This window comes from Nocardioides sp. JCM 18999 (assembly GCF_055391175.1).
In genome coordinates this window covers 2740203-2757747 of record NZ_AP043887.1, presented here as the reverse complement: position 1 = coordinate 2757747, position 17545 = coordinate 2740203, and the positions used below count along the sequence as shown (strand labels likewise).

At 67.5% G+C, this 17545-nt stretch carries 30 protein-coding genes; 29 read left to right on the top strand and 1 reads right to left on the bottom strand.

Features of this window, described 5'->3' with window-relative positions; translation table 11 throughout:
- The first annotated feature begins 1 nt into the window (after position 1).
- The 17 genes from rpsC to map all read left to right on the top strand — a co-directional run bounded on the left by rpsC (position 2) and on the right by map (position 9053).
- Positions 2-820, top strand: coding sequence for a 30S ribosomal protein S3 (rpsC, locus tag ACZ5J1_RS13600; RefSeq protein WP_464559656.1), 819 nt, complete (start codon positions 2-4; stop codon positions 818-820).
- Between the two features lie 4 nt (positions 821-824).
- Positions 825-1244 (top strand): 50S ribosomal protein L16, encoded by a 420-nt coding sequence (gene rplP, locus ACZ5J1_RS13595; RefSeq protein WP_464559654.1) that lies wholly within the window; start codon positions 825-827, stop codon positions 1242-1244.
- Positions 1244-1483 carry a 50S ribosomal protein L29 gene (gene rpmC / locus ACZ5J1_RS13590; protein WP_464559652.1) on the top strand — a complete coding sequence of 80 codons (240 nt, stop codon included), beginning with the start codon at positions 1244-1246 and terminating at the stop codon, positions 1481-1483. The genes rplP and rpmC overlap by 1 nt, the downstream gene beginning before the upstream one ends.
- A 2-nt stretch (positions 1484-1485) precedes the next feature.
- Complete coding sequence (gene rpsQ, locus ACZ5J1_RS13585; protein WP_464559650.1) at positions 1486-1764, top strand: 30S ribosomal protein S17; 279 nt, start codon at positions 1486-1488, stop codon at positions 1762-1764.
- 179 nt (positions 1765-1943) lie between these two features.
- Entirely contained in the window at positions 1944-2312 is a 369-nt protein-coding gene (rplN, locus tag ACZ5J1_RS13580; protein WP_136436435.1) for a 50S ribosomal protein L14, read from the top strand.
- On the top strand, positions 2312-2677 hold the full coding sequence (gene rplX / locus ACZ5J1_RS13575) for a 50S ribosomal protein L24 (RefSeq protein WP_464559648.1): 366 nt from the start codon (positions 2312-2314) through the stop codon (positions 2675-2677). Before rplN ends, rplX begins: the two co-directional genes overlap by 1 nt.
- A 1-nt stretch (position 2678) precedes the next feature.
- Positions 2679-3239 (top strand): 50S ribosomal protein L5, encoded by a 561-nt coding sequence (gene rplE / locus ACZ5J1_RS13570; RefSeq protein ID WP_464559646.1) that lies wholly within the window; start codon positions 2679-2681, stop codon positions 3237-3239.
- A gap of 1 nt (position 3240) precedes the next feature.
- Complete coding sequence (locus tag ACZ5J1_RS13565) at positions 3241-3426, top strand: type Z 30S ribosomal protein S14 (RefSeq protein WP_464559644.1); 186 nt, start codon at positions 3241-3243, stop codon at positions 3424-3426.
- 76 nt (positions 3427-3502) lie between these two features.
- On the top strand, positions 3503-3910 hold the full coding sequence (gene rpsH / locus ACZ5J1_RS13560) for a 30S ribosomal protein S8 (RefSeq protein ID WP_464559642.1): 408 nt from the start codon (positions 3503-3505) through the stop codon (positions 3908-3910).
- Between the two features lie 29 nt (positions 3911-3939).
- Positions 3940-4479: a 50S ribosomal protein L6 gene (gene rplF / locus ACZ5J1_RS13555; RefSeq protein WP_464559640.1), complete on the top strand. Its 540-nt coding sequence runs from the start codon at positions 3940-3942 to the stop codon at positions 4477-4479.
- 2 nt (positions 4480-4481) lie between these two features.
- The gene (gene rplR / locus ACZ5J1_RS13550; protein ID WP_464559638.1) at positions 4482-4865 is read left to right on the top strand and encodes a 50S ribosomal protein L18; all 384 of its coding nucleotides are present in this window, start codon (positions 4482-4484) and stop codon (positions 4863-4865) included.
- Between the two features lie 26 nt (positions 4866-4891).
- Positions 4892-5542: a 30S ribosomal protein S5 gene (rpsE, locus tag ACZ5J1_RS13545; RefSeq protein WP_464559636.1), complete on the top strand. Its 651-nt coding sequence runs from the start codon at positions 4892-4894 to the stop codon at positions 5540-5542.
- Positions 5542-5724 (top strand): 50S ribosomal protein L30, encoded by a 183-nt coding sequence (gene rpmD / locus ACZ5J1_RS13540; protein WP_464559634.1) that lies wholly within the window; start codon positions 5542-5544, stop codon positions 5722-5724. Before rpsE ends, rpmD begins: the two co-directional genes overlap by 1 nt.
- 1 nt (position 5725) lies before the next feature.
- Complete coding sequence (gene rplO, locus ACZ5J1_RS13535; RefSeq protein ID WP_464559632.1) at positions 5726-6166, top strand: 50S ribosomal protein L15; 441 nt, start codon at positions 5726-5728, stop codon at positions 6164-6166.
- A 174-nt stretch (positions 6167-6340) separates the two neighbouring features.
- Positions 6341-7648 (top strand): preprotein translocase subunit SecY, encoded by a 1308-nt coding sequence (gene secY, locus ACZ5J1_RS13530; protein ID WP_464559630.1) that lies wholly within the window; start codon positions 6341-6343, stop codon positions 7646-7648.
- Positions 7648-8220: an adenylate kinase gene (locus tag ACZ5J1_RS13525; protein ID WP_464559629.1), complete on the top strand. Its 573-nt coding sequence runs from the start codon at positions 7648-7650 to the stop codon at positions 8218-8220. Before secY ends, ACZ5J1_RS13525 begins: the two co-directional genes overlap by 1 nt.
- Positions 8220-9053, top strand: a complete 834-nt coding sequence (gene map / locus ACZ5J1_RS13520) for a type I methionyl aminopeptidase (protein ID WP_464559627.1) — start codon at positions 8220-8222, stop codon at positions 9051-9053. The genes ACZ5J1_RS13525 and map overlap by 1 nt, the downstream gene beginning before the upstream one ends.
- Positions 9054-9063: 10 nt before the next feature.
- Here the strand turns inward: map and ACZ5J1_RS13515 are convergent, their stop codons facing one another.
- The gene (locus ACZ5J1_RS13515; RefSeq protein ID WP_464559625.1) at positions 9064-9873 is read right to left on the bottom strand and encodes a siderophore-interacting protein; all 810 of its coding nucleotides are present in this window, start codon (positions 9871-9873) and stop codon (positions 9064-9066) included.
- A 93-nt stretch (positions 9874-9966) separates the two neighbouring features.
- Between ACZ5J1_RS13515 and ACZ5J1_RS13510 the strand changes: the two genes are divergently transcribed.
- From ACZ5J1_RS13510 to ACZ5J1_RS13455, 12 genes are all read left to right on the top strand, one after another.
- Positions 9967-10536 (top strand): 4'-phosphopantetheinyl transferase family protein, encoded by a 570-nt coding sequence (locus ACZ5J1_RS13510; protein ID WP_464559623.1) that lies wholly within the window; start codon positions 9967-9969, stop codon positions 10534-10536.
- Positions 10537-10581: 45 nt separating this feature from the next.
- On the top strand, positions 10582-11613 hold the full coding sequence (locus ACZ5J1_RS13505) for an LLM class flavin-dependent oxidoreductase (protein ID WP_464559621.1): 1032 nt from the start codon (positions 10582-10584) through the stop codon (positions 11611-11613).
- Positions 11614-11802: 189 nt separating this feature from the next.
- On the top strand, positions 11803-12024 hold the full coding sequence (infA, locus tag ACZ5J1_RS13500; protein ID WP_026145687.1) for a translation initiation factor IF-1: 222 nt from the start codon (positions 11803-11805) through the stop codon (positions 12022-12024).
- A 27-nt stretch (positions 12025-12051) separates the two neighbouring features.
- The gene (rpmJ, locus tag ACZ5J1_RS13495; protein WP_004008316.1) at positions 12052-12165 is read left to right on the top strand and encodes a 50S ribosomal protein L36; all 114 of its coding nucleotides are present in this window, start codon (positions 12052-12054) and stop codon (positions 12163-12165) included.
- 153 nt (positions 12166-12318) lie between these two features.
- Complete coding sequence (gene rpsM, locus ACZ5J1_RS13490) at positions 12319-12696, top strand: 30S ribosomal protein S13 (protein ID WP_464559619.1); 378 nt, start codon at positions 12319-12321, stop codon at positions 12694-12696.
- A 70-nt stretch (positions 12697-12766) separates the two neighbouring features.
- Positions 12767-13174: a 30S ribosomal protein S11 gene (gene rpsK / locus ACZ5J1_RS13485; protein ID WP_017932823.1), complete on the top strand. Its 408-nt coding sequence runs from the start codon at positions 12767-12769 to the stop codon at positions 13172-13174.
- Positions 13175-13206: 32 nt separating this feature from the next.
- Entirely contained in the window at positions 13207-13815 is a 609-nt protein-coding gene (gene rpsD / locus ACZ5J1_RS13480; protein WP_464559616.1) for a 30S ribosomal protein S4, read from the top strand.
- Between the two features lie 143 nt (positions 13816-13958).
- Complete coding sequence (locus tag ACZ5J1_RS13475) at positions 13959-14975, top strand: DNA-directed RNA polymerase subunit alpha (protein ID WP_464559614.1); 1017 nt, start codon at positions 13959-13961, stop codon at positions 14973-14975.
- 108 nt (positions 14976-15083) lie between these two features.
- The gene (gene rplQ, locus ACZ5J1_RS13470) at positions 15084-15608 is read left to right on the top strand and encodes a 50S ribosomal protein L17 (RefSeq protein ID WP_464559613.1); all 525 of its coding nucleotides are present in this window, start codon (positions 15084-15086) and stop codon (positions 15606-15608) included.
- A gap of 75 nt (positions 15609-15683) precedes the next feature.
- On the top strand, positions 15684-16052 hold the full coding sequence (locus tag ACZ5J1_RS13465) for a GntR family transcriptional regulator (RefSeq protein WP_464559611.1): 369 nt from the start codon (positions 15684-15686) through the stop codon (positions 16050-16052).
- Positions 16053-16059: 7 nt separating this feature from the next.
- Positions 16060-16929: a tRNA pseudouridine(38-40) synthase TruA gene (gene truA, locus ACZ5J1_RS13460; protein ID WP_464559609.1), complete on the top strand. Its 870-nt coding sequence runs from the start codon at positions 16060-16062 to the stop codon at positions 16927-16929.
- Complete coding sequence (locus tag ACZ5J1_RS13455) at positions 16926-17525, top strand: class I SAM-dependent methyltransferase (protein ID WP_464559607.1); 600 nt, start codon at positions 16926-16928, stop codon at positions 17523-17525. The genes truA and ACZ5J1_RS13455 overlap by 4 nt, the downstream gene beginning before the upstream one ends.
- Positions 17526-17545 lie beyond the last annotated feature (20 nt).

Sequence of the window (17545 nt, the reverse complement as noted above, 5' to 3'; positions counted from 1 at the left end):
AATGGGTCAGAAGATCAACCCCAACGGCTTCCGCCTCGGCATCTCGACGGACCACAAGTCGCGTTGGTACGCCGACAAGCTCTACAAGTCGTACGTCGGCGAGGACGTCGCCATCCGCAAGCTTCTTGCCAAGGGCATGGAGCGCGCTGGTATCGCCCGCGTCGAGATCGAGCGCACCCGTGACCGCGTGCGTGTCGACATCCACACGGCCCGTCCGGGCATCGTCATCGGTCGCCGCGGCGCCGAGGCCGACCGGATCCGGACCGAGCTCGAGAAGCTCACCGGCAAGCAGGTCCAGCTGAACATCCTCGAGGTCAAGAACCCCGAGGTCGACGCTCAGCTGGTCGCCCAGGGTGTGGCCGAGCAGCTCTCCGGCCGTGTCCAGTTCCGTCGCGCCATGCGCAAGGCGATGCAGACCACGATGCGTTCGGGCGCCAAGGGCATCCGTATCCAGTGCTCGGGTCGTCTGAACGGTGCTGAGATGTCGCGGACCGAGTTCTACCGCGAGGGTCGCGTCCCGCTGCACACGCTGCGTGCCGACATCGACTACGGCTTCTACGAGGCCCGGACCACCTTCGGCCGCATCGGCGTCAAGGTCTGGATCTACAAGGGTGAGGTGTCCGGCAGCCGCGCCGAGCGTCAGGCCCAGCAGGCTGCCCGCGCCGGCGTCCCCGGTCGCAGCGGTCGCCCGGCCCGTGGTGGCAACGACCGCCCGAGCCGTGGCTCGCGTGGCGCCCGTTCCGAGGCTGCTGTCGAGGCGCCCGCCGCTGAGGCGAGCGTCGAGGCCGCTGCCGCTCCGACCGAGACCCAGGAGGGCTGACCCCATGCTGATGCCCCGTCGGCTCAAGCACCGCAAGCAGCACCACCCCAAGCGGGATGGCGCTGCCAAGGGCGGCACCTCGCTCGCCTTCGGTGACTTCGGTATCCAGGCGCTCGAGGGTCACTACGTGACCAACCGACAGATCGAGTCGGCTCGTATCGCCATGACGCGTCACATCAAGCGTGGCGGCAAGGTGTGGATCAACATCTACCCGGACCGCCCGCTGACCAAGAAGCCTGCCGAGACCCGCATGGGTTCCGGTAAGGGTTCCCCCGAGTGGTGGGTCGCCAACGTCAAGCCCGGCCGTGTCATGTTCGAGCTTTCCGGTGTGCCGGAGGACGTGGCCCGCGAGGCCATGCGCCGCGCGATCCACAAGCTCCCCATGAAGTGCCGGTTCATTACGCGAGAGGCTGGTGAGTTCTGATGGCAAACCAGATCACCGCGAACGAGCTCGACGAGCTCAACGACGTTGACCTCGAGGCGAAGCTCCGTGAGTCCAAGGAGGAGCTGTTCAACCTCCGCTTCCAGGCGGCCACCGGCCAGCTGGAGAGCCACGGTCGCCTTCGCACGGTCAAGAAGGACATCGCTCGGATCTACACCGTGGTGCGTGAGCGCGAGCTCGGTATCCGGACCGCTCCGGGCGCGAACAACGAGGAGGCCTGATCATGGCTGAGACCACTGAGCAGACTGAAGAGCGCAACAGCCGCAAGGTGCGTGAGGGCCTCGTCGTCAGCGACAAGATGGAGAAGACCATCGTCGTCGTTGTCGAGGACCGCGTGAAGCACCCGCTGTACGGCAAGGTCATGCGTCGCACGAGCAAGCTCAAGGCGCACGACGAGCAGAACAGCGCCGGCATCGGCGACCGCGTGCTGGTCATGGAGACCCGCCCGCTGTCGGCCACCAAGCGGTGGCGCCTGATCGAGATCATCGAGAAGGCCAAGTGAGCCTGGCGCCCTGCGCCAAGTGACATCGGCGGCTCCCTCGCCGCCAAATTGACCATCTGACCGGGTGCCGGGGACACTTAAGTGTTCCCGGCGCTCGTTCGGGTAAACAAACCACATCAGTTCGGCAAGGCTCGTACGCCCTGGATGCGTGCGAGAACCGGCTCGACAAGGAGTTATCCATGATTCAGCAGGAGTCGCGGCTCAAGGTCGCCGACAACACGGGTGCCAAGGAAATTCTCTGCATCCGCGTTCTCGGTGGCTCTGGTCGTCGCTACGCCGGCATCGGTGACACGATTGTCGCCACTGTCAAGGACGCGATCCCGGGCGGCAACGTCAAGAAGGGTGACGTCGTCAAGGCTGTCATCGTGCGCACCGTCAAGGAGCGCCGTCGGCCCGACGGTTCCTACATCCGCTTCGACGAGAACGCGGCCGTCATCCTGAAGAACGACGGTGAGCCGCGTGGCACCCGTATCTTCGGCCCCGTCGGTCGTGAGCTGCGCGAGAAGAAGTTCATGAAGATCATCTCGCTCGCCCCGGAGGTGCTGTGATGCCCGGTAAGTCGTTCAACATCAAGACCGGTGACGAGGTCAAGGTTCTCGCGGGCAAGGACAAGGGTGCGACCGGCAAGGTCATCCGCGTCTTCCGCGACGAGGACCGCGTCATCGTCGAGGGCGTGAACATCATCAAGCGCCACGTCAAGGCTGGGCAGAACGCTGCCGGCCAGTCCACCCAGGGCGGGATCGTCGCGGCTGAGGCCCCGATCCACGTCTCGAACGTTCAGCTGCTCGAGGACGGCAAGCCCGTCCGGATCGGCTTCCGTCGCGACGCGGTCACCAAGCGCCGCCCCGACGGTTCGACCTACTCGGCCGAGCGCAGCGTCCGCGTGTCGCGCAAGAGCGGCAAGGAGATCTGAGATGACTGACACCGCCACTCAGCCGCGCCTCAAGGCGCGCTACCGGAGCGAGATCGCCCCGGCGCTGCAGCAGCAGTTCGAGATCGCCAACGTCATGCAGATCCCCGGTCTGACCAAGATCGTGGTCAACATGGGTGTCGGCGAGGCCGCCAAGGACTCGAAGCTGATCGAGGGGGCCATCAAGGACCTCACCGCGATCACCGGCCAGAAGCCGCTCGTCAACCGGGCCAAGAAGTCGATCGCGCAGTTCAAGCTGCGTGAGGGCATGCCGATCGGCGCGCACGTCACCCTGCGTGGCGACCGCATGTGGGAGTTCCTCGACCGCCTGCTGGCGCTCGCGCTTCCCCGCATCCGGGACTTCCGTGGTCTCAACCCCAACCAGTTCGACGGCCGGGGCAACTACACCTTCGGTCTCAACGAGCAGGTCATGTTCGTCGAGATCGACCAGGACAAGATCGACCGTACCCGCGGTATGGACATCACCCTGGTTACCTCTGCCACCAACGACGACGAGGGTCGCGCGCTGCTGAAGGCGCTCGGCTTCCCGTTCAAGGAGAACTGACATGGCGAAGACCGCGCTCAAGGTCAAGGCTGCGCGCAAGCCGAAGTACGCCGTTCGTGGCTACACCCGCTGCCAGCGGTGTGGCCGCCCGAAGGCCGTCTTCCGGAAGTTCGGCCTGTGCCGTATCTGCCTGCGTGAGATGGCCCACCGTGGCGAGCTCCCCGGCGTGACCAAGTCCAGCTGGTGACTCCCAACTTCTAGTCAAAGCAGGTCGCTCCAGCCCTCGCTGGCTGTGCGAAACCACTTCGAGAAAGTAAGCAATCATGACGATGACTGACCCGATCGCAGACATGCTGACCCGTCTGCGTAACGCCAACCAGGCGTACCACGATGCTGTGACGATGCCGCACAGCAAGATCAAGCAGGGCGTTGCCGAGATCCTCCTCCAGGAGGGCTACATCGCCTCCTTCGAGGTCAAGGACCCCGCCGAGGGCGAGGTCGTCAAGACCCTCACCCTCACCCTCAAGTACGGCCGCAACCGTGAGCGTTCGCTCGCCGGCGTGCGCCGCATCAGCAAGCCCGGCCTCCGCGTCTACGCCAAGCACACCGGTCTTCCGCGTGTCCTCGGCGGCCTCGGCGTGGCGATCATCTCCACCAGCCAGGGACTGCTCACCGACCGTCAGGCCAACCAGAAGGGCGTGGGCGGCGAAGTCCTCGCCTACGTCTGGTGACCCGGGAATAACGGAAGGAAACCAAGAGCATGTCTCGCATTGGAAAGCTTCCCGTCCCGGTTCCCGGGAACGTGGATGTCCAGATCGAAGGCCAGACCGTCACGGTCAAGGGCCCCAAGGGTTCGCTGACGCACGTCGTCGCCGAGCCGATCACCGTCGAGAAGGGTGACGGCGTCCTCGACGTCAAGCGCCCCGACGACGAGCGCCTGTCGAAGTCGCTTCACGGCCTCTCCCGCACGCTGATCTCCAACATGGTCGTCGGTGTCACCGAGGGCTACGAGAAGAAGCTCGAGATCGTCGGCGTCGGTTACCGCGTGCTGCCGAAGAGCCCGACCCAGCTGGAGTTCCAGCTCGGTTACAGCCACGTGATCATCTTCGACGCCCCCGAGGGCATCACCTTCACCACTGAGGGTCCGACCAAGCTCGGCGTCGTCGGTATCGACAAGCAGCAGGTCGGCGAGGTTGCGGCCAACATCCGCAAGCTCCGCAAGCCCGAGCCGTACAAGGGCAAGGGTGTTCGTTACGCCGGCGAGAACGTCCGCCGCAAGGTCGGAAAGGCTGGTAAGTGACCATGGCCATCTCGCTGTCCAACAACAAGCACACCGCTGCCCGTACCAAGGCTCGCCTCGCGCGCCAGGTTCGCGGTCGCAAGAAGATCTCCGGTACCGCCGAGCGTCCGCGCCTCGTCGTCACCCGCTCGGCCAAGCACATCACGGCCCAGCTGGTCGACGACCTGGTCGGCAAGACCGTCGCGTCCGCGTCGACCCTCGAGGCCGACCTGCGCGCCGGTGACGGCGACAAGACCGCCAAGGCCAAGGCCGTCGGTCAGCTCGTCGCTGAGCGTGCCAAGGCTGCTGGGATCGAGGGCGTCGTCTTCGACCGCGCCGGCAACAAGTACACCGGTCGCGTTGCGGCCCTGGCTGATGGCGCCCGCGAGGGCGGCCTTCAGTTCTGACCGCGAACGAGAGAAGAGGACATCTGATGAGCGCAACCGCTCCCCAGCGTGACGGCCAGCGTGGCCAGCGCGACGGTCGCGGCCGTGGTCGCGACGATCGTCGCGGTGGCCAGGCCGAGAAGAGCACGTACATCGAGCGCGTCGTCGCGATCAACCGTGTCGCCAAGGTCGTGAAGGGTGGTCGTCGCTTCAGCTTCACCGCCCTCGTGATCGTCGGTGACGGTGACGGTCTGGTCGGCGTCGGCTACGGCAAGGCCAAGGAAGTTCCCGCGGCCATCGCCAAGGGCGTCGAGGAGGCGAAGAAGAACTTCTTCCGCGTCCCGCGCATCGGCGGCACCATCCCTCACCCGGTTCAGGGTGAGAAGGCTGCCGGCGTCGTCCTGCTCCGTCCGGCTGCCCCCGGTACCGGTGTGATCGCCGGTGGTCCGGTCCGCGCCGTGCTCGAGTGCGCCGGCATCCACGACGTGCTGAGCAAGTCGCTCGGTTCGTCCAACCAGATCAACATCGTCCACGCGACGGTCGAGGCGCTTCGCCTGCTCGAGCAGCCGGAAGCTGTGGCTGCCCGCCGCGGTCTCCCGCTCGAGCACGTGGCTCCGGCCGCCCTGCTGAAGGCCCGCGAGGAGGCTGCCGCTGAGGCTGCCGCCGCTCCGGTCGAGACCGCCGAGGTGAGTGCGTGATGGCTCAGCTCAAGGTCCGTCAGAACAGGGGCCTCGTCGGTCTCAAGCAGAACCAGCGCGACACGCTTCGCTCGCTGGGTCTGAAGCGAATCGGCGACGTGGTCATCAAGGAAGACCGCCCGGAGATCCGCGGCATGGTCAACACCGTCCGTCACCTGGTGACGGTCGAGGAGGTTGAGTGAGATGACTCTCAAGCTGCACCACTTGCGTCCCGCTCCGGGCGCCAAGACTGCCAAGACCCGCGTCGGTCGTGGTGAAGGTTCCAAGGGTAAGACCGCGGGCCGCGGTACCAAGGGTACGAAGGCTCGCTACCAGGTTCCCGTCGCCTTCGAGGGTGGCCAGATGCCGATCCACATGCGTCTGCCCAAGCTCAAGGGCTTCAAGAACCCGTTCAAGGTGACCTTCCAGGTCGTCAACCTCGACAAGCTGAACGACTCGTTCCCGGCCGGTGGCACCGTCACCGTCGCGGACCTGGTCGCTGCTGGTCTGGTCCGGAAGAACGAGCCCGTCAAGGTGCTCGGTTCAGGCGAGATCTCGGTCAAGGTCGACATCACCGTGGACGCTGCTTCGGCCGCGGCCAAGGAGAAGATCGAGGCCGCTGGCGGCTCGGTCACCGTCGCCTGAGGTTTGCTTTCGTAGGAACGCGGCCAGGGATCCTCGATGAACGGCTCACGCCGGTCGTCGCAGGGACACCCTGGCCGCGTTTCTTCGTACCTGCCCCTGTTAGGCTTCCCCGGGCCTCAGTGCATCCTGGATGCACGGCCCTGACCTGCTCATTGTCGAGAAGAGGAATACCCCGTGCTTGGCGCTTTCGCGAACGCGTTCCGTACCCCGGACTTGCGTCGCAAGTTGCTGTTCGTCCTGTTGGTCATCGTGATCTTCCGGGCGGGGTCCCAGCTGCCGGCTCCTGGCGTGAACGTCGCCAATGTCGAGGACTGCATCAACTTGACGAAGGAGGGCTCGGGTGCCGGGCTCTACAACCTGGTCAACCTGTTCTCCGGTGGAGCCCTGCTCCAGCTGACCGTGTTCGCGCTGGGCATCATGCCCTACATCACCGCGAGCATCATCCTGCAGCTGCTCGTCGTGGTGATCCCGCGGCTCGAGCGGCTGAAGGAGGAGGGCCAGTCCGGTCAGACCAAGATCACCCAGTACACCCGGTACCTGACGCTCGGCCTCGCGCTGCTGCAGGCCACCGGCATCGTGGCGCTGGCTCGGTCGGGCAACCTGCTGCAGTGTGACAAGAACCTGCTCTACAGCGACTCCACCGCCACGTTCCTGGTCATGGTGATCACCCTGACCGCCGGCACCGCCGTGATCATGTGGCTCGGTGAGCAGATCACGGAGCGCGGCGTCGGCAACGGCATGTCGATCCTCATCTTCACCCAGGTGATCGCGACCTTCCCGGCCACCATGTGGGCCGTGAAGCAGCAGCAGGGCTGGTGGGTCTTCGGCATGGTCCTCGTGATCGGCCTCGCGCTGATGGCGGCGGTCATCTTCATCGAGCAGGCCCAGCGTCGGATCCCGGTCCAGTACGCCCGCCGCATGGTCGGCCGGAAGATGTTCGGCGGCTCGTCGACGTACATCCCGCTCAAGGTCAACCAGGCCGGCGTCATCCCGGTCATCTTCGCCTCGTCGCTGCTCTACCTGCCGGCGATGGCGGCGCAGTTCCAGGCCAACCAGGCCAACCCGCCCGCCTGGGTCGACTGGGTCAACACCTACTTCGTCAAGGGTGACCACCCGCTCTACATGGCGTCGTTCTTCCTGCTCATCGTCTTCTTCACCTACTTCTACGTCTCCATCACCTTCAACCCGAAGGAAGTGGCGGACAACATGAAGAAGTACGGCGGCTTCATTCCCGGTATCCGTGCGGGCAAGCCGACCGAGGACTACCTGTCCTACGTCCTGTCCCGCATCACGCTGCCGGGCTCGCTCTACCTCGGTCTGATCGCACTGATCCCGTTGATCGCGCTCGCGCTGATCGACGCCAACAGCAACTTCCCGTTCGGCGGTACCTCGATCCTGATCATGGTCGGTGTCGCCCTGGACACGGTGAAGCAGATCGAGAGCCAGCTGCAGCAGCGCAACTACGAAGGGTTCCTCCGCTGATGAGGCTGATCATCATGGGCCCGCCGGGCGCCGGCAAGGGCACGCAGGCGCGGTTCATCGCCGAGCACTACGGGATCCCCGCGATCTCGACCGGCGACATATTCCGCGCGAACGTCTCCGAGGGGACACCGCTGGGTCTCGAGGCCAAGTCCTACATGGACCGTGGCGCCTACGTGCCCGACGAGGTCACCAACAAGATGGTGGCCGACCGGCTGAGCCAGGCTGACGCGCTCGACGGCTTCCTGCTCGACGGCTACCCGCGCACCCTGGCGCAGGTCGACACGCTCGACGGGATCCTTTCCGACCTGGACGAGAGCCTCGACGGGGTGCTGGTCCTGACCGCCGATCGCGATGCTGTCGTGGCTCGACTGCTCAAGCGGGCCGAGATCGAGGGTCGTGCCGACGACACCGAGGACGTGATCCGTCACCGCCAGGAGGTGTACTCCCTGGAGACCTCACCGCTGATCGCGCTCTACACCGAGCGCGGTCTGGTCGCGAACGTCGACGGGCTCGGCGAGATCAACGAGGTCACCGAGCGGATCTTCACCGCTCTGAAGGCGTTCTCGGCCTGATGGGCCTCCTGGACAGGATCCAGCTCAAGACTCCGGACCAGCTCGCCGTCATGCGGCGAGCTGGTCTCGTTGTGGGGCAGACGCTGGAGACGCTGCGTGCCGCGGTCGCACCCGGTGTGACTCCGCGCGAGCTCGACGCCATCGCCGAGGACTCCATCCGGACGGCGGGTGCCACTCCGTCGTTCCTGGGCTACCACGGCTTTCCGGCCACGATCTGTGCCTCGGTCAACGACGCGGTGGTGCACGGCATCCCGAACGACGTGCCGCTGGCCGAGGGCGACCTGATCTCGATCGACTGCGGCGCGATCATCGCCGACGCGGCCGGCAAGGGCTGGCACGGCGACGCGGCCATCTCCGTGGCCGTCGGCACGGTGAGCGACGAGGTCGCCGAGCTCAACCGGGTGACCGAGGAGTCCATGTGGGCCGGCATCTCGGCGGCGCGGATCGGCGGTCGGGTGAGCGACATCGGGCACGCGGTGGAGAGCTTCATCCGCGCCCAGCCCGGCGGGGAGCGCTACGGCATCCTCGAGGAGTACTTCGGCCACGGCATCGGCACCGAGATGCACATGGACCCGGACGTGCCGAACTACGGGCGGGCCGGCCGCGGCGCGAAGCTGCAGCGCGGGATCGCGCTGTGCTGCGAGCCGATGGTGACGCTCGGCTCCCGGCACAACCACGAGCTCGACGACGACTGGACGGTCAAGACCGACGACGGCTCCTGGGCGGCGCACTGGGAGAACACCTTCGCCTTGACCGACCGTGGCATCTGGGTGCTCACGGCGCTCGATGGCGGTCGTGAGCGGCTCGGCGACCTCTATGGCGGTCTCGACTGAGCCTGTCGGCTCAGTCGATCTGCCCGATCGGCTCGCGCTTCTCCGCCTGGAAGGCGTCCTCGGTGCGTCCGCGGGCCCAGTAGGCGGAGATCGACAGGTTCTCCCGCGGGACCTCGCGTTCGCGCAGCACCCGCCGCAGCGCCTTCATCGCGCCCCGCTCGCCGTGCGCGAACACCTGGGCCGTGCTCGGCCAGGCCGCGTCCGCGAGCTCGGAGGCGAGGAACTCCTCGCTCGGGTCGGTGTTGAGCAGCCAGCGCACCTCGACCGCTGCCGGCGCGTCCAGGGCGACGATGTCGCCCTCCGCCTCGACCTCCAGCAGCACGAGGCCGGTGGCGTCCTGGGGGAGTGCGTCGACGGCTGCGGCGATCGCGGGCAGTGCCGACAGGTCACCGACCAGCAGGTGGAACGCCGCCGCCGGGTCAGGGACGTAGGCGCCGCCCGGTCCCTGGGCCACCGCCACGTCGCCCACGGTGGCCCGCTGCGCCCACGGACCGGCCACGCCGACGTCCCCGTGGGTGACGAAGTCGACCGCCAGCCGTGAGCTCGCCCGGTCGATCCAGCGGATGGTGTAGGTCCGCACCACCGGTTGCTGCTCCACCGGCAGGTTCGCGCGCAGGTCGCGGACGTCGTACGGCGGCGTGAGACCGAGGGCCGGATCGACGAAGACGAACTTCAGGTAGGCGTCGGTGTGCCCGGTCTCGGGGAAGGCGGCCACGCTCGGACCGCTGAAGGTGATCCGGACCAGGTGCGGGGAGATCCGGGCGGTCTCCTCGACGGTGAGGACGTGCTGGGTGGGGGCGGGGCGATCAGGACGTGCCACGGGTCTCCTCGGGCGCTGGGGGAGAGGGAACTCAGCCAGCATGGCAGGCCCCTGGCTGCTGGGACGGATGGGGAGGACTGGCACGATGGATCCGTGCCCCTCCCGGTCGTCCGATTCGAGCGTGTCGGACACGAGCCTGACCTCAGCCGCCTCACCGAGTGGGAGCTGGCGCGACACGACCGTATCCGCGTCCCGTCGGCCCGTCGGGCCTACGTCGCTGCGCATCTGCTGGTGCGTGACGTGCTGCACGCAGCGGCCGGGCCCGGGCTCGAGATCGGGCAGAGATGTACGGGGTGCGGTGAGACCGGTCACGGGGCGCCGTACGTCGTCGGTCATCCCGAGCTCTTCGTGAGCCTGAGTCATAGCCACCGCGGAGGCGAGGCCTGGGTCGCGGCGGTCGCCGCCGAGGCGCCGTGCGGGATCGACGTCCAGGTGGTCGGCCGAGTGCCCGACCGGGCTCTGACGGCGCGCGAACGCGAGGCGGTGGGCGGCAGCGACCACTTGCGCAGTCAGTTGTGGGCACGCAAGGAGGCGTGGATCAAAGCCGGGGCGGCCACCCTCGACGACCTCGGCCAGCTGGAGGTCGGGGAACTGTTGCCGGGGATGGAGGACTGGAAGTCCTCAGCCCCCACCGTGGTCGGCGCCTGGGTCGTGTCGACCTGAACGGAGAGCGGGAATCGACAGGTACGTCGAGCGCGTTGTGCCGAGGTGCGACTCTCCGTCCTTGATCTCGTCCCGGTCCGATCCGACCAGTCCAGCGCCGACGCGATCGCCGCGACCCTGGGCCTGGCCCGCCTCGCCGACGAGCTCGGCTACCACCGCTACTGGGTGGCGGAGCACCACAACATGGCGGCGGTGGCCGCGACCAACCCCGCCGTCCTGATCGCCCTCGTCGCCGGCGCGACCGAGCGGCTCCGGGTCGGCTCGGGCGGGGTGATGCTGCCCAACCACGCGCCACTCGTCGTCGCCGAGCAGTTCGCCCTGCTCGAGGCCGCCTTCCCCGGTCGGATCGACCTGGGGGTCGGTCGGGCACCCGGCACCGACCCGGTCACCGCCTGGGCGCTGCGCCACGCCGGGCCGGCCGACGCCGACGACACGGTCAGCCGGTTCCCCGAGATCCTCGACGACCTGGCCGCGATGATGGACCCGGCCGGCGTCTCGGTCTCGGTCGCGGGCCGGACCCACCCGCTGCGCGCGACCCCGGCCGCGGCCAGCGCCCCGGAGCTGTGGCTGCTCGGCTCGAGCCAGTACGCCGCCGCCCTGGCCGCCCAGAAGGGACTGCCCTACGTCTTCGCGCACCACTTCGCCGGCACCGGCACCGCCGAGGCCCTCCATCTCTACCGCCGCACGTACGTGCCGAGCGAGGCACACCCGGAGCCGCGGACGTTCCTCACCGTGAACGTGGTGGCCGCCGAGACGGCCGCCGAGGCCGAGCGGATGGCCCTGCCCCAGCTGCTCGCCATGCTGCGGCTGCGCACCGGGGCGCCGCTGGGTCCCCAGCAGGTGATCGAGGACGCCGAGGACACCCCGATCGCGGAGGGGCAGGCGGGGATGCTGGACACGATGCGTCGATCGTGGATCATTGACGACGCCGCCGGCGCTCGACGTCGGCTGGCCGAGACCGCGGCCGAGTTCGGGGTCGACGAGGTGATGGTGAACCCGATCGGTGGGGCCCTGCGGGGGACCGACCCGCGGACGGCGCCCGGCCGTGAGCAGACGCTCCGGCTGCTCGTGAATTAGCGAATCGTTCGACGCCGGTCCTAGACTGGTGCGTCGGCCCAACGTGGGGTCTGTCTGGCATGCCTAGCGGCGATCCGTGCGAAGCGCGGGGATCCGGCGGGTCGGACGGCTTCACGAGGTCCACCTCCTCAACCGAGGAGGAGGTTCCCGGGTCGAACGGTAGATGACCGACGAACAGTTAGTGAGGACATGCCGAAGAAAGAAGGCGTGATCGAGCTCGAGGGCACGATCACTGAAGCCCTGCCCAATGCGATGTTCCGCGTGGAGCTGAGCAACGGTCACAAGGTGCTCGCCCACATCAGCGGCAAGATGCGCCAGCACTACATCCGCATCCTCCCTGAGGACCGCGTGGTGGTGGAGCTGTCGCCGTACGACCTGACTCGTGGTCGCATCGTCTACCGGTACAAGTAGCCGCTACGACATAGAAAGGGGCCGGCCATGAAGGTCAACCCCAGCGTCAAGCCGATCTGTGACAAGTGCAAGGTGATCCGTCGCCACGGCCGCGTCATGGTGATCTGCGAGAACCCGCGCCACAAGCAGCGCCAGGGCTGATCGCACACCGGTTCGCCGGTGGCTACAACTGAATACACATATCGATGTTGCTAGGTCTCACGACCGAAGCACCCCCGGAGCAGAGGCCGGGGCTCAGGCGCCACCTGGGACGCACATCGACAGACACCCCTGCTGAAACACGAAGGAATCAACATGGCACGCCTCGTTGGTGTTGACCTCCCGCGCGACAAGCGCGTCGAGATCGCTCTCACCTACATCTACGGCATTGGCCGTACCACCTCGCAGCAGCTGCTGGCCGCCACCGGTGTTGACCCCAACACCCGCGTCCACGCTCTCTCCGAGGACGAGCTGGTCGCCCTGGCGAAGGAGATCGAAGCCCGGAACCTGACGATCGAGGGTGACCTCCGTCGTGAAGTTCAGGCCGACATCCGTCGCAAGATCGAGATCGGCAGCTACCAGGGTCGCCGTCACCGCATGGGCCTTCCGGTCCGCGGACAGCGCACCAAGACGAACGCTCGTACCCGCAAGGGCCCGAAGCGCACCGTTGCCGGCAAGAAGAAGGCCAAGTGATCTGACGCGCTCGCGCGTTTGATCCCGGCTTTCACTCGATACATACACCAGCCACTCACAGGAGAACTGCATGCCTCCCAAGAGCCGTCAGGCTGCGGCGAAGACCAAGGTCCGCCGCAAGGAGAAGAAGAACATCGCTCAGGGCGAAGCCCACATCAAGAGCACGTTCAACAACACGATCGTCACGATCACCGACCCCACCGGGGCTGTGATCTCGTGGGCCAGCGCCGGCACCGTCGGCTTCAAGGGCTCGCGCAAGTCCACCCCGTTCGCCGCTCAGATGGCCGCCGAGGCCGCTGGTCGTCGTGCCATGGACCACGGCATGAAGAAGATCGACGTCTTCGTCAAGGGTCCGGGTTCGGGCCGCGAGACCGCGATCCGTTCGCTCGGTGCCATCGGCCTTGAGGTCGGCACCATCCAGGACGTCACGCCGACCCCGCACAACGGCTGCCGCCCGCCCAAGCGCCGTCGCGTTTGATCCCTTCTGAGACGTAGAAAGAGAGACTTGAAATGGCCCGTTACACCGGCCCCATGACCCGCAAGTCCCGCCGTCTCGGCGTGGACCTCGTCGGTGGCGACTCGTCGTTCGAGCGCCGTCCCTACCCGCCCGGCCAGCACGGTCGCGCGCGGATCAAGGAGAGCGAGTACCGCTCGCAGCTGCAGGAGAAGCAGAAGGCTCGCTTCGCCTACGGCGTCCTTGAGAAGCAGTTCGCCAACTACTACGCCGAGGCGCACCGTCGCTCCGGCAAGACCGGCGAGAACCTGCTCCAGCTCCTCGAGACCCGTCTCGACAACGTGGTGTACCGCGCGGGCTTCGCCCGCACCCGCCGTCACGCTCGCCAGCTCGTGGTCCACGGCCACTTCCTGGTCAACGGCAAGAAGGTCAACATCCCGTCGTACCAGGTCTCCGCTCACGACGTCATCGACGTCCGTGAGAAGAGCTGGGGGATGACCCCGTTCATCGTGGCTCGCGAGACCCACGGCGAGCGCGTCGTTCCGGCGTGGCTCGAGGCGTTCCCGAACCGCATGCGCGTTCTGGTCCACCAGCTCCCGACCCGGGCTCAGATCGACACCCAGGTCACCGAGCAGCTCATCGTCGAGTACTACTCGAAGCTCTGATCTTCACCCGTCATCGGCGCCCCACTCCGCGTGGGGCGCCGTTGGCACCACTTCCTCGCGGAAGCGTGGAAGAGTCGGTTCTGTCGCCAATCAGTTAGTTCGGGCCTGTCATATAGAGGGTAGGTCCGGGAAGGAAACCCACAGTGCTGATCGCACAGCGTCCCACCCTGTCGGAAGAGACCGTCGACGAGTTCCGCTCGCGGTTCATCATCGAGCCCCTCGAGCCGGGCTTCGGTTACACCCTGGGCAACAGCCTTCGTCGCACGCTGCTCTCCTCGATCCCGGGTGCCTCGGTCACGAGCATCAAGATCGACGGCGTTCTCCACGAGTTCTCGACCATCGAGGGCGTCAAGGAGGATGTCACCGAGATCATCCTGAACCTCAAGGGCCTCGTCGTCTCCTCCGAGCACGACGAGCCGGTCACCATGTACCTGCGCAAGTCGGGTGCTGGTGACGTCACCGCCGCTGACATCGCGCCCCCGGCCGGTGTCGAGGTGCACAACACCGACCTGAAGATCGCGACCCTCTCGGACAAGGGCAAGCTCGAGCTCGAGCTCGTCGTCGAGCGTGGCCGTGGCTACGTCTCCGCCGTCCAGAACAAGGGCGCGGACAACGAGATCGGCCGCATCCCGGTCGACTCGATCTACTCGCCGGTGCTCAAGGTCAGCTACAAGGTCGAGGCGACTCGTGTCGAGCAGCGCACCGACTTCGACAAGCTGATCATCGACGTCGAGTCGAAGCCGTCCATCGCGCCGCGTGACGCGCTCGCGTCGGCCGGCAAGACCCTGGTCGAGCTCTTCGGGCTCGCCCGGGAGCTCAACGTCGAGGCCGAGGGCATCGACATCGGTCCGAGCCCGGTCGACGAGCAGCTCGCTGCCGACCTGGCCCTGCCGGTCGAGGACCTCAACCTCACCGTCCGCTCCTACAACTGCCTCAAGCGCGAGGGCATCCACACCGTGGGTGAGCTCATCGGTCGCTCGGAGCAGGACCTGCTCGACATCCGCAACTTCGGTGCCAAGTCGATCGACGAGGTCAAGCTGAAGCTGCACGAGATGGGCCTCTCGCTCAAGGACAGCGCCCCGGGCTTCGACCCGACCGCTGCCCTCGCCGCCTACGGCGACGACGACGACGACGCGTTCGTCGAGGACGAGCAGTACTGATGAACCCCGCCGGGGCGGCGACCGTCGCCCCGGCTCATCAAATCCCCACTCACACCTGAGCGGGGTCGACCCGGTACCTCACACGGCCGGATTTGAAAGGAACAGGCCATGCCTACTCCCAAGAAGGGTGCCCGCCTCGGCGGTTCGCCCGCGCACCAGCGGCTCATCCTCTCGAACCTCGCCACGGCGCTGTTCGAGCACGGCCGGATCACCACCACCGAGGCCAAGGCGCGCACCCTGCGTCCGGTCGCGGAGAAGCTGATCACCAAGGCCAAGAAGGGCGACCTGCACAACCGCCGCGAGGTCCTCAAGACCATCCGCGACAAGTCGGTCGTGCACGTTCTCTTCACCGAGATCGCTCCGACGTTCGCCGAGCGTCCCGGTGGCTACACCCGCATCACCAAGGTCGGTCCGCGCAAGGGCGACAACGCCCCCATGGCGGTCATCGAGCTGGTGACCGAGGCGTACGCCCCGAAGCCGGCCAAGGCCAAGGCCGCCAAGGCCGAGGCCCCCGCGGCCGCTCCGGTCGAGGAGACCCCGGTCGAGGAGACCGAGGTCGTCGAGGCTGCTGCCGAGGAGACCACCGAGACTGTTGCAGTCGAGGAAGCCACCGAGGAGACCACGGAGGCCTGAGCCTCTGACGTCTCGTCACCGAACGCCCGCCATCCCTCGTGGATGGCGGGCGTTCGTGCTTCTACGATGCCGTCCATGGACGCCAGCCCGGTCGAACCGCTCGATCCCTTCTCCTCGGTCCCCCCGTTCGAGCAGCTGCGCACCCAGATCGCGACGCGTGCGACCTCCGGTGACCTGCCGGCCGGCACCCGGCTCCCCACGGTGCGGGCCCTGGCCGAGCAGCTCGGCCTGGCGACCAACACGGTGGCCAAGGCGTACCGAGCGCTCGAGTCCGACGGGGTGATCGCGACCGAGGGTCGCCGCGGCACCTTCATCGCCCGCACCGCCGCGGCCGGCGACTCCGACGTGACCCGCGGCGCGCAGGCGTACGTCGCCCAAGCGCGTGCTGCCGGTCTGACCCTGGCCGAGGCGCAGCTCCTCGTCGCCGAGGCCTGGTCACGATGACCGGACGATGAGCGATCTCTGGGAGAATCGCGCGGTGCGGATCCGGATCGACTTCGCCTACGACGGCACTGACTTCCACGGCTGGGCGCTCCAGCCGGACCTGCGCACCGTGCAGGGCGAGCTCCAGGCCGCCCTCGCCCGCGCGTTCCGTCTCCCCGACGTCTGGGTGACCGTCGCCGGCCGCACCGACACCGGTGTCCACGCGCGCGGTCAGGTCTGCCACGTCGACGTCGATGAGTCGGTGCTCGTGGAGTCCGCGGGACGGTCGCCGCAGGCCCCCGTGGACGCCCTGGTGCGGCGGCTCAACGGGATCCTCCCGCCCGACATCCGGATCCACGGTGCCGTCGTCGCGCCGCCCCACTTCGACGCCCGGTTCTCAGCCACGTGGAGGCGCTACGCCTACCGGGTCGCGGACGCCACGACGTCGTACGACCCGCTGCGGCGCAGCCACGTGCTGCACTGGCCGCGGCCGCTGGACCTCGACGCGATGAACCGCGCCGCCGCCGACCTGGTCGGGCTGCGCGACTTCACCACGTTCTGCAAGGCGCGCGAGGGCTCCACCGCGATCCGTGAGCTGCGCGAGCTGCGCTGGGAACGGGAGCCCGACGGGACGGCGTGCGCCACCGTGCTCGCCGACGCCTTCTGCCACTCGATGGTGCGCTCGCTGGTGGGCTGCCTGCTCGCGATCGGGGAGGGTCGCAAGGACGTCGCCTGGGCGCGCGAGCAGCTCGAGGCGCAGACCCGCTCCAGCTCCATCCACATCGCCTCCCCGCGCGGCCTCACGCTCGAGGAGGTCGGCTACCCGCTCGACACCGAGCTCGAGGGGCGGCTGCTGATCACCAAGAACCGCCGCACCGTGGAGGAGGTCGCGCAGTGAGCGAGGAGCACTACTTCACCGCCGACCCGTCGGTGCCGTTCGAGCGGATCCCGCTGACCGCCGAGGTCTGGGACCGCTCCTACGACCTGGTCTCGGGCTCAGGCGTGTTCGCCCGCGGCCGGCTCGACATCGGCACCTCGGTGCTCTTCAAGGAGACCGAGCCGCCCGTGCTGCCCGCCGGGGCGCGGATCCTGGACCTCGGCTGCGGGTACGGCGTCATCGGGCTCGTCCTCGCCACCCTGCTGCCCGAGGTCGAGGTCGTCGGGGTCGACGTCAACGAGCGGGCTCTCCTGCTGGCCAACGAGAACGCTTCTCGGCTGGGCCTCAAGAACTACCGCGCCGTCGTGCCCGATCAGGCCACGGGGGAGTGGGACGAGATCTGGTCGAACCCGCCGATACGGATCGGCAAGGACGCCCTGCACGAGCTGCTCCTGACCTGGCTCCCGCACCTCACCCCGGACGGCCGCGCGGTGATGGTGGTCGGCAAGAACCTCGGCGCCGACTCCCTCCAGACCTGGATCACGAACCAGGGCTTCCCGACCTCCCGCACCGGCAGCGCCAAGGGCTTCCGGGTCCTGGAGACCACCCGCCCTTAGCCCCCTTCGCCCTCCGCCCT

Bases quoted from the DNA above. Each gene is read 5' to 3' on its own strand.
- rpsC (WP_464559656.1), top strand. From the start codon at position 2: ATGGGTCAGAAGATCAACCCCAACGGCTTCCGCCTCGGCATCTCGACG.
- rplP (WP_464559654.1), top strand. From the start codon at position 825: ATGCTGATGCCCCGTCGGCTCAAGCACCGCAAGCAGCACCACCCCAAG.
- rpmC (WP_464559652.1), top strand. From the start codon at position 1,244: ATGGCAAACCAGATCACCGCGAACGAGCTCGACGAGCTCAACGACGTT.
- rpsQ (WP_464559650.1), top strand. From the start codon at position 1,486: ATGGCTGAGACCACTGAGCAGACTGAAGAGCGCAACAGCCGCAAGGTG.
- rplN (WP_136436435.1), top strand. From the start codon at position 1,944: ATGATTCAGCAGGAGTCGCGGCTCAAGGTCGCCGACAACACGGGTGCC.
- rplX (WP_464559648.1), top strand. From the start codon at position 2,312: ATGCCCGGTAAGTCGTTCAACATCAAGACCGGTGACGAGGTCAAGGTT.
- rplE (WP_464559646.1), top strand. From the start codon at position 2,679: ATGACTGACACCGCCACTCAGCCGCGCCTCAAGGCGCGCTACCGGAGC.
- ACZ5J1_RS13565 (WP_464559644.1), top strand. From the start codon at position 3,241: ATGGCGAAGACCGCGCTCAAGGTCAAGGCTGCGCGCAAGCCGAAGTAC.
- rpsH (WP_464559642.1), top strand. From the start codon at position 3,503: ATGACGATGACTGACCCGATCGCAGACATGCTGACCCGTCTGCGTAAC.
- rplF (WP_464559640.1), top strand. From the start codon at position 3,940: ATGTCTCGCATTGGAAAGCTTCCCGTCCCGGTTCCCGGGAACGTGGAT.
- rplR (WP_464559638.1), top strand. From the start codon at position 4,482: ATGGCCATCTCGCTGTCCAACAACAAGCACACCGCTGCCCGTACCAAG.
- rpsE (WP_464559636.1), top strand. From the start codon at position 4,892: ATGAGCGCAACCGCTCCCCAGCGTGACGGCCAGCGTGGCCAGCGCGAC.
- rpmD (WP_464559634.1), top strand. From the start codon at position 5,542: ATGGCTCAGCTCAAGGTCCGTCAGAACAGGGGCCTCGTCGGTCTCAAG.
- rplO (WP_464559632.1), top strand. From the start codon at position 5,726: ATGACTCTCAAGCTGCACCACTTGCGTCCCGCTCCGGGCGCCAAGACT.
- ACZ5J1_RS13525 (WP_464559629.1), top strand. From the start codon at position 7,648: ATGAGGCTGATCATCATGGGCCCGCCGGGCGCCGGCAAGGGCACGCAG.
- map (WP_464559627.1), top strand. From the start codon at position 8,220: ATGGGCCTCCTGGACAGGATCCAGCTCAAGACTCCGGACCAGCTCGCC.
- infA (WP_026145687.1), top strand. From the start codon at position 11,803: ATGCCGAAGAAAGAAGGCGTGATCGAGCTCGAGGGCACGATCACTGAA.
- rpmJ (WP_004008316.1), top strand. From the start codon at position 12,052: ATGAAGGTCAACCCCAGCGTCAAGCCGATCTGTGACAAGTGCAAGGTG.
- rpsM (WP_464559619.1), top strand. From the start codon at position 12,319: ATGGCACGCCTCGTTGGTGTTGACCTCCCGCGCGACAAGCGCGTCGAG.
- rpsK (WP_017932823.1), top strand. From the start codon at position 12,767: ATGCCTCCCAAGAGCCGTCAGGCTGCGGCGAAGACCAAGGTCCGCCGC.
- rpsD (WP_464559616.1), top strand. From the start codon at position 13,207: ATGGCCCGTTACACCGGCCCCATGACCCGCAAGTCCCGCCGTCTCGGC.
- rplQ (WP_464559613.1), top strand. From the start codon at position 15,084: ATGCCTACTCCCAAGAAGGGTGCCCGCCTCGGCGGTTCGCCCGCGCAC.
- ACZ5J1_RS13465 (WP_464559611.1), top strand. From the start codon at position 15,684: ATGGACGCCAGCCCGGTCGAACCGCTCGATCCCTTCTCCTCGGTCCCC.
- truA (WP_464559609.1), top strand. From the start codon at position 16,060: ATGAGCGATCTCTGGGAGAATCGCGCGGTGCGGATCCGGATCGACTTC.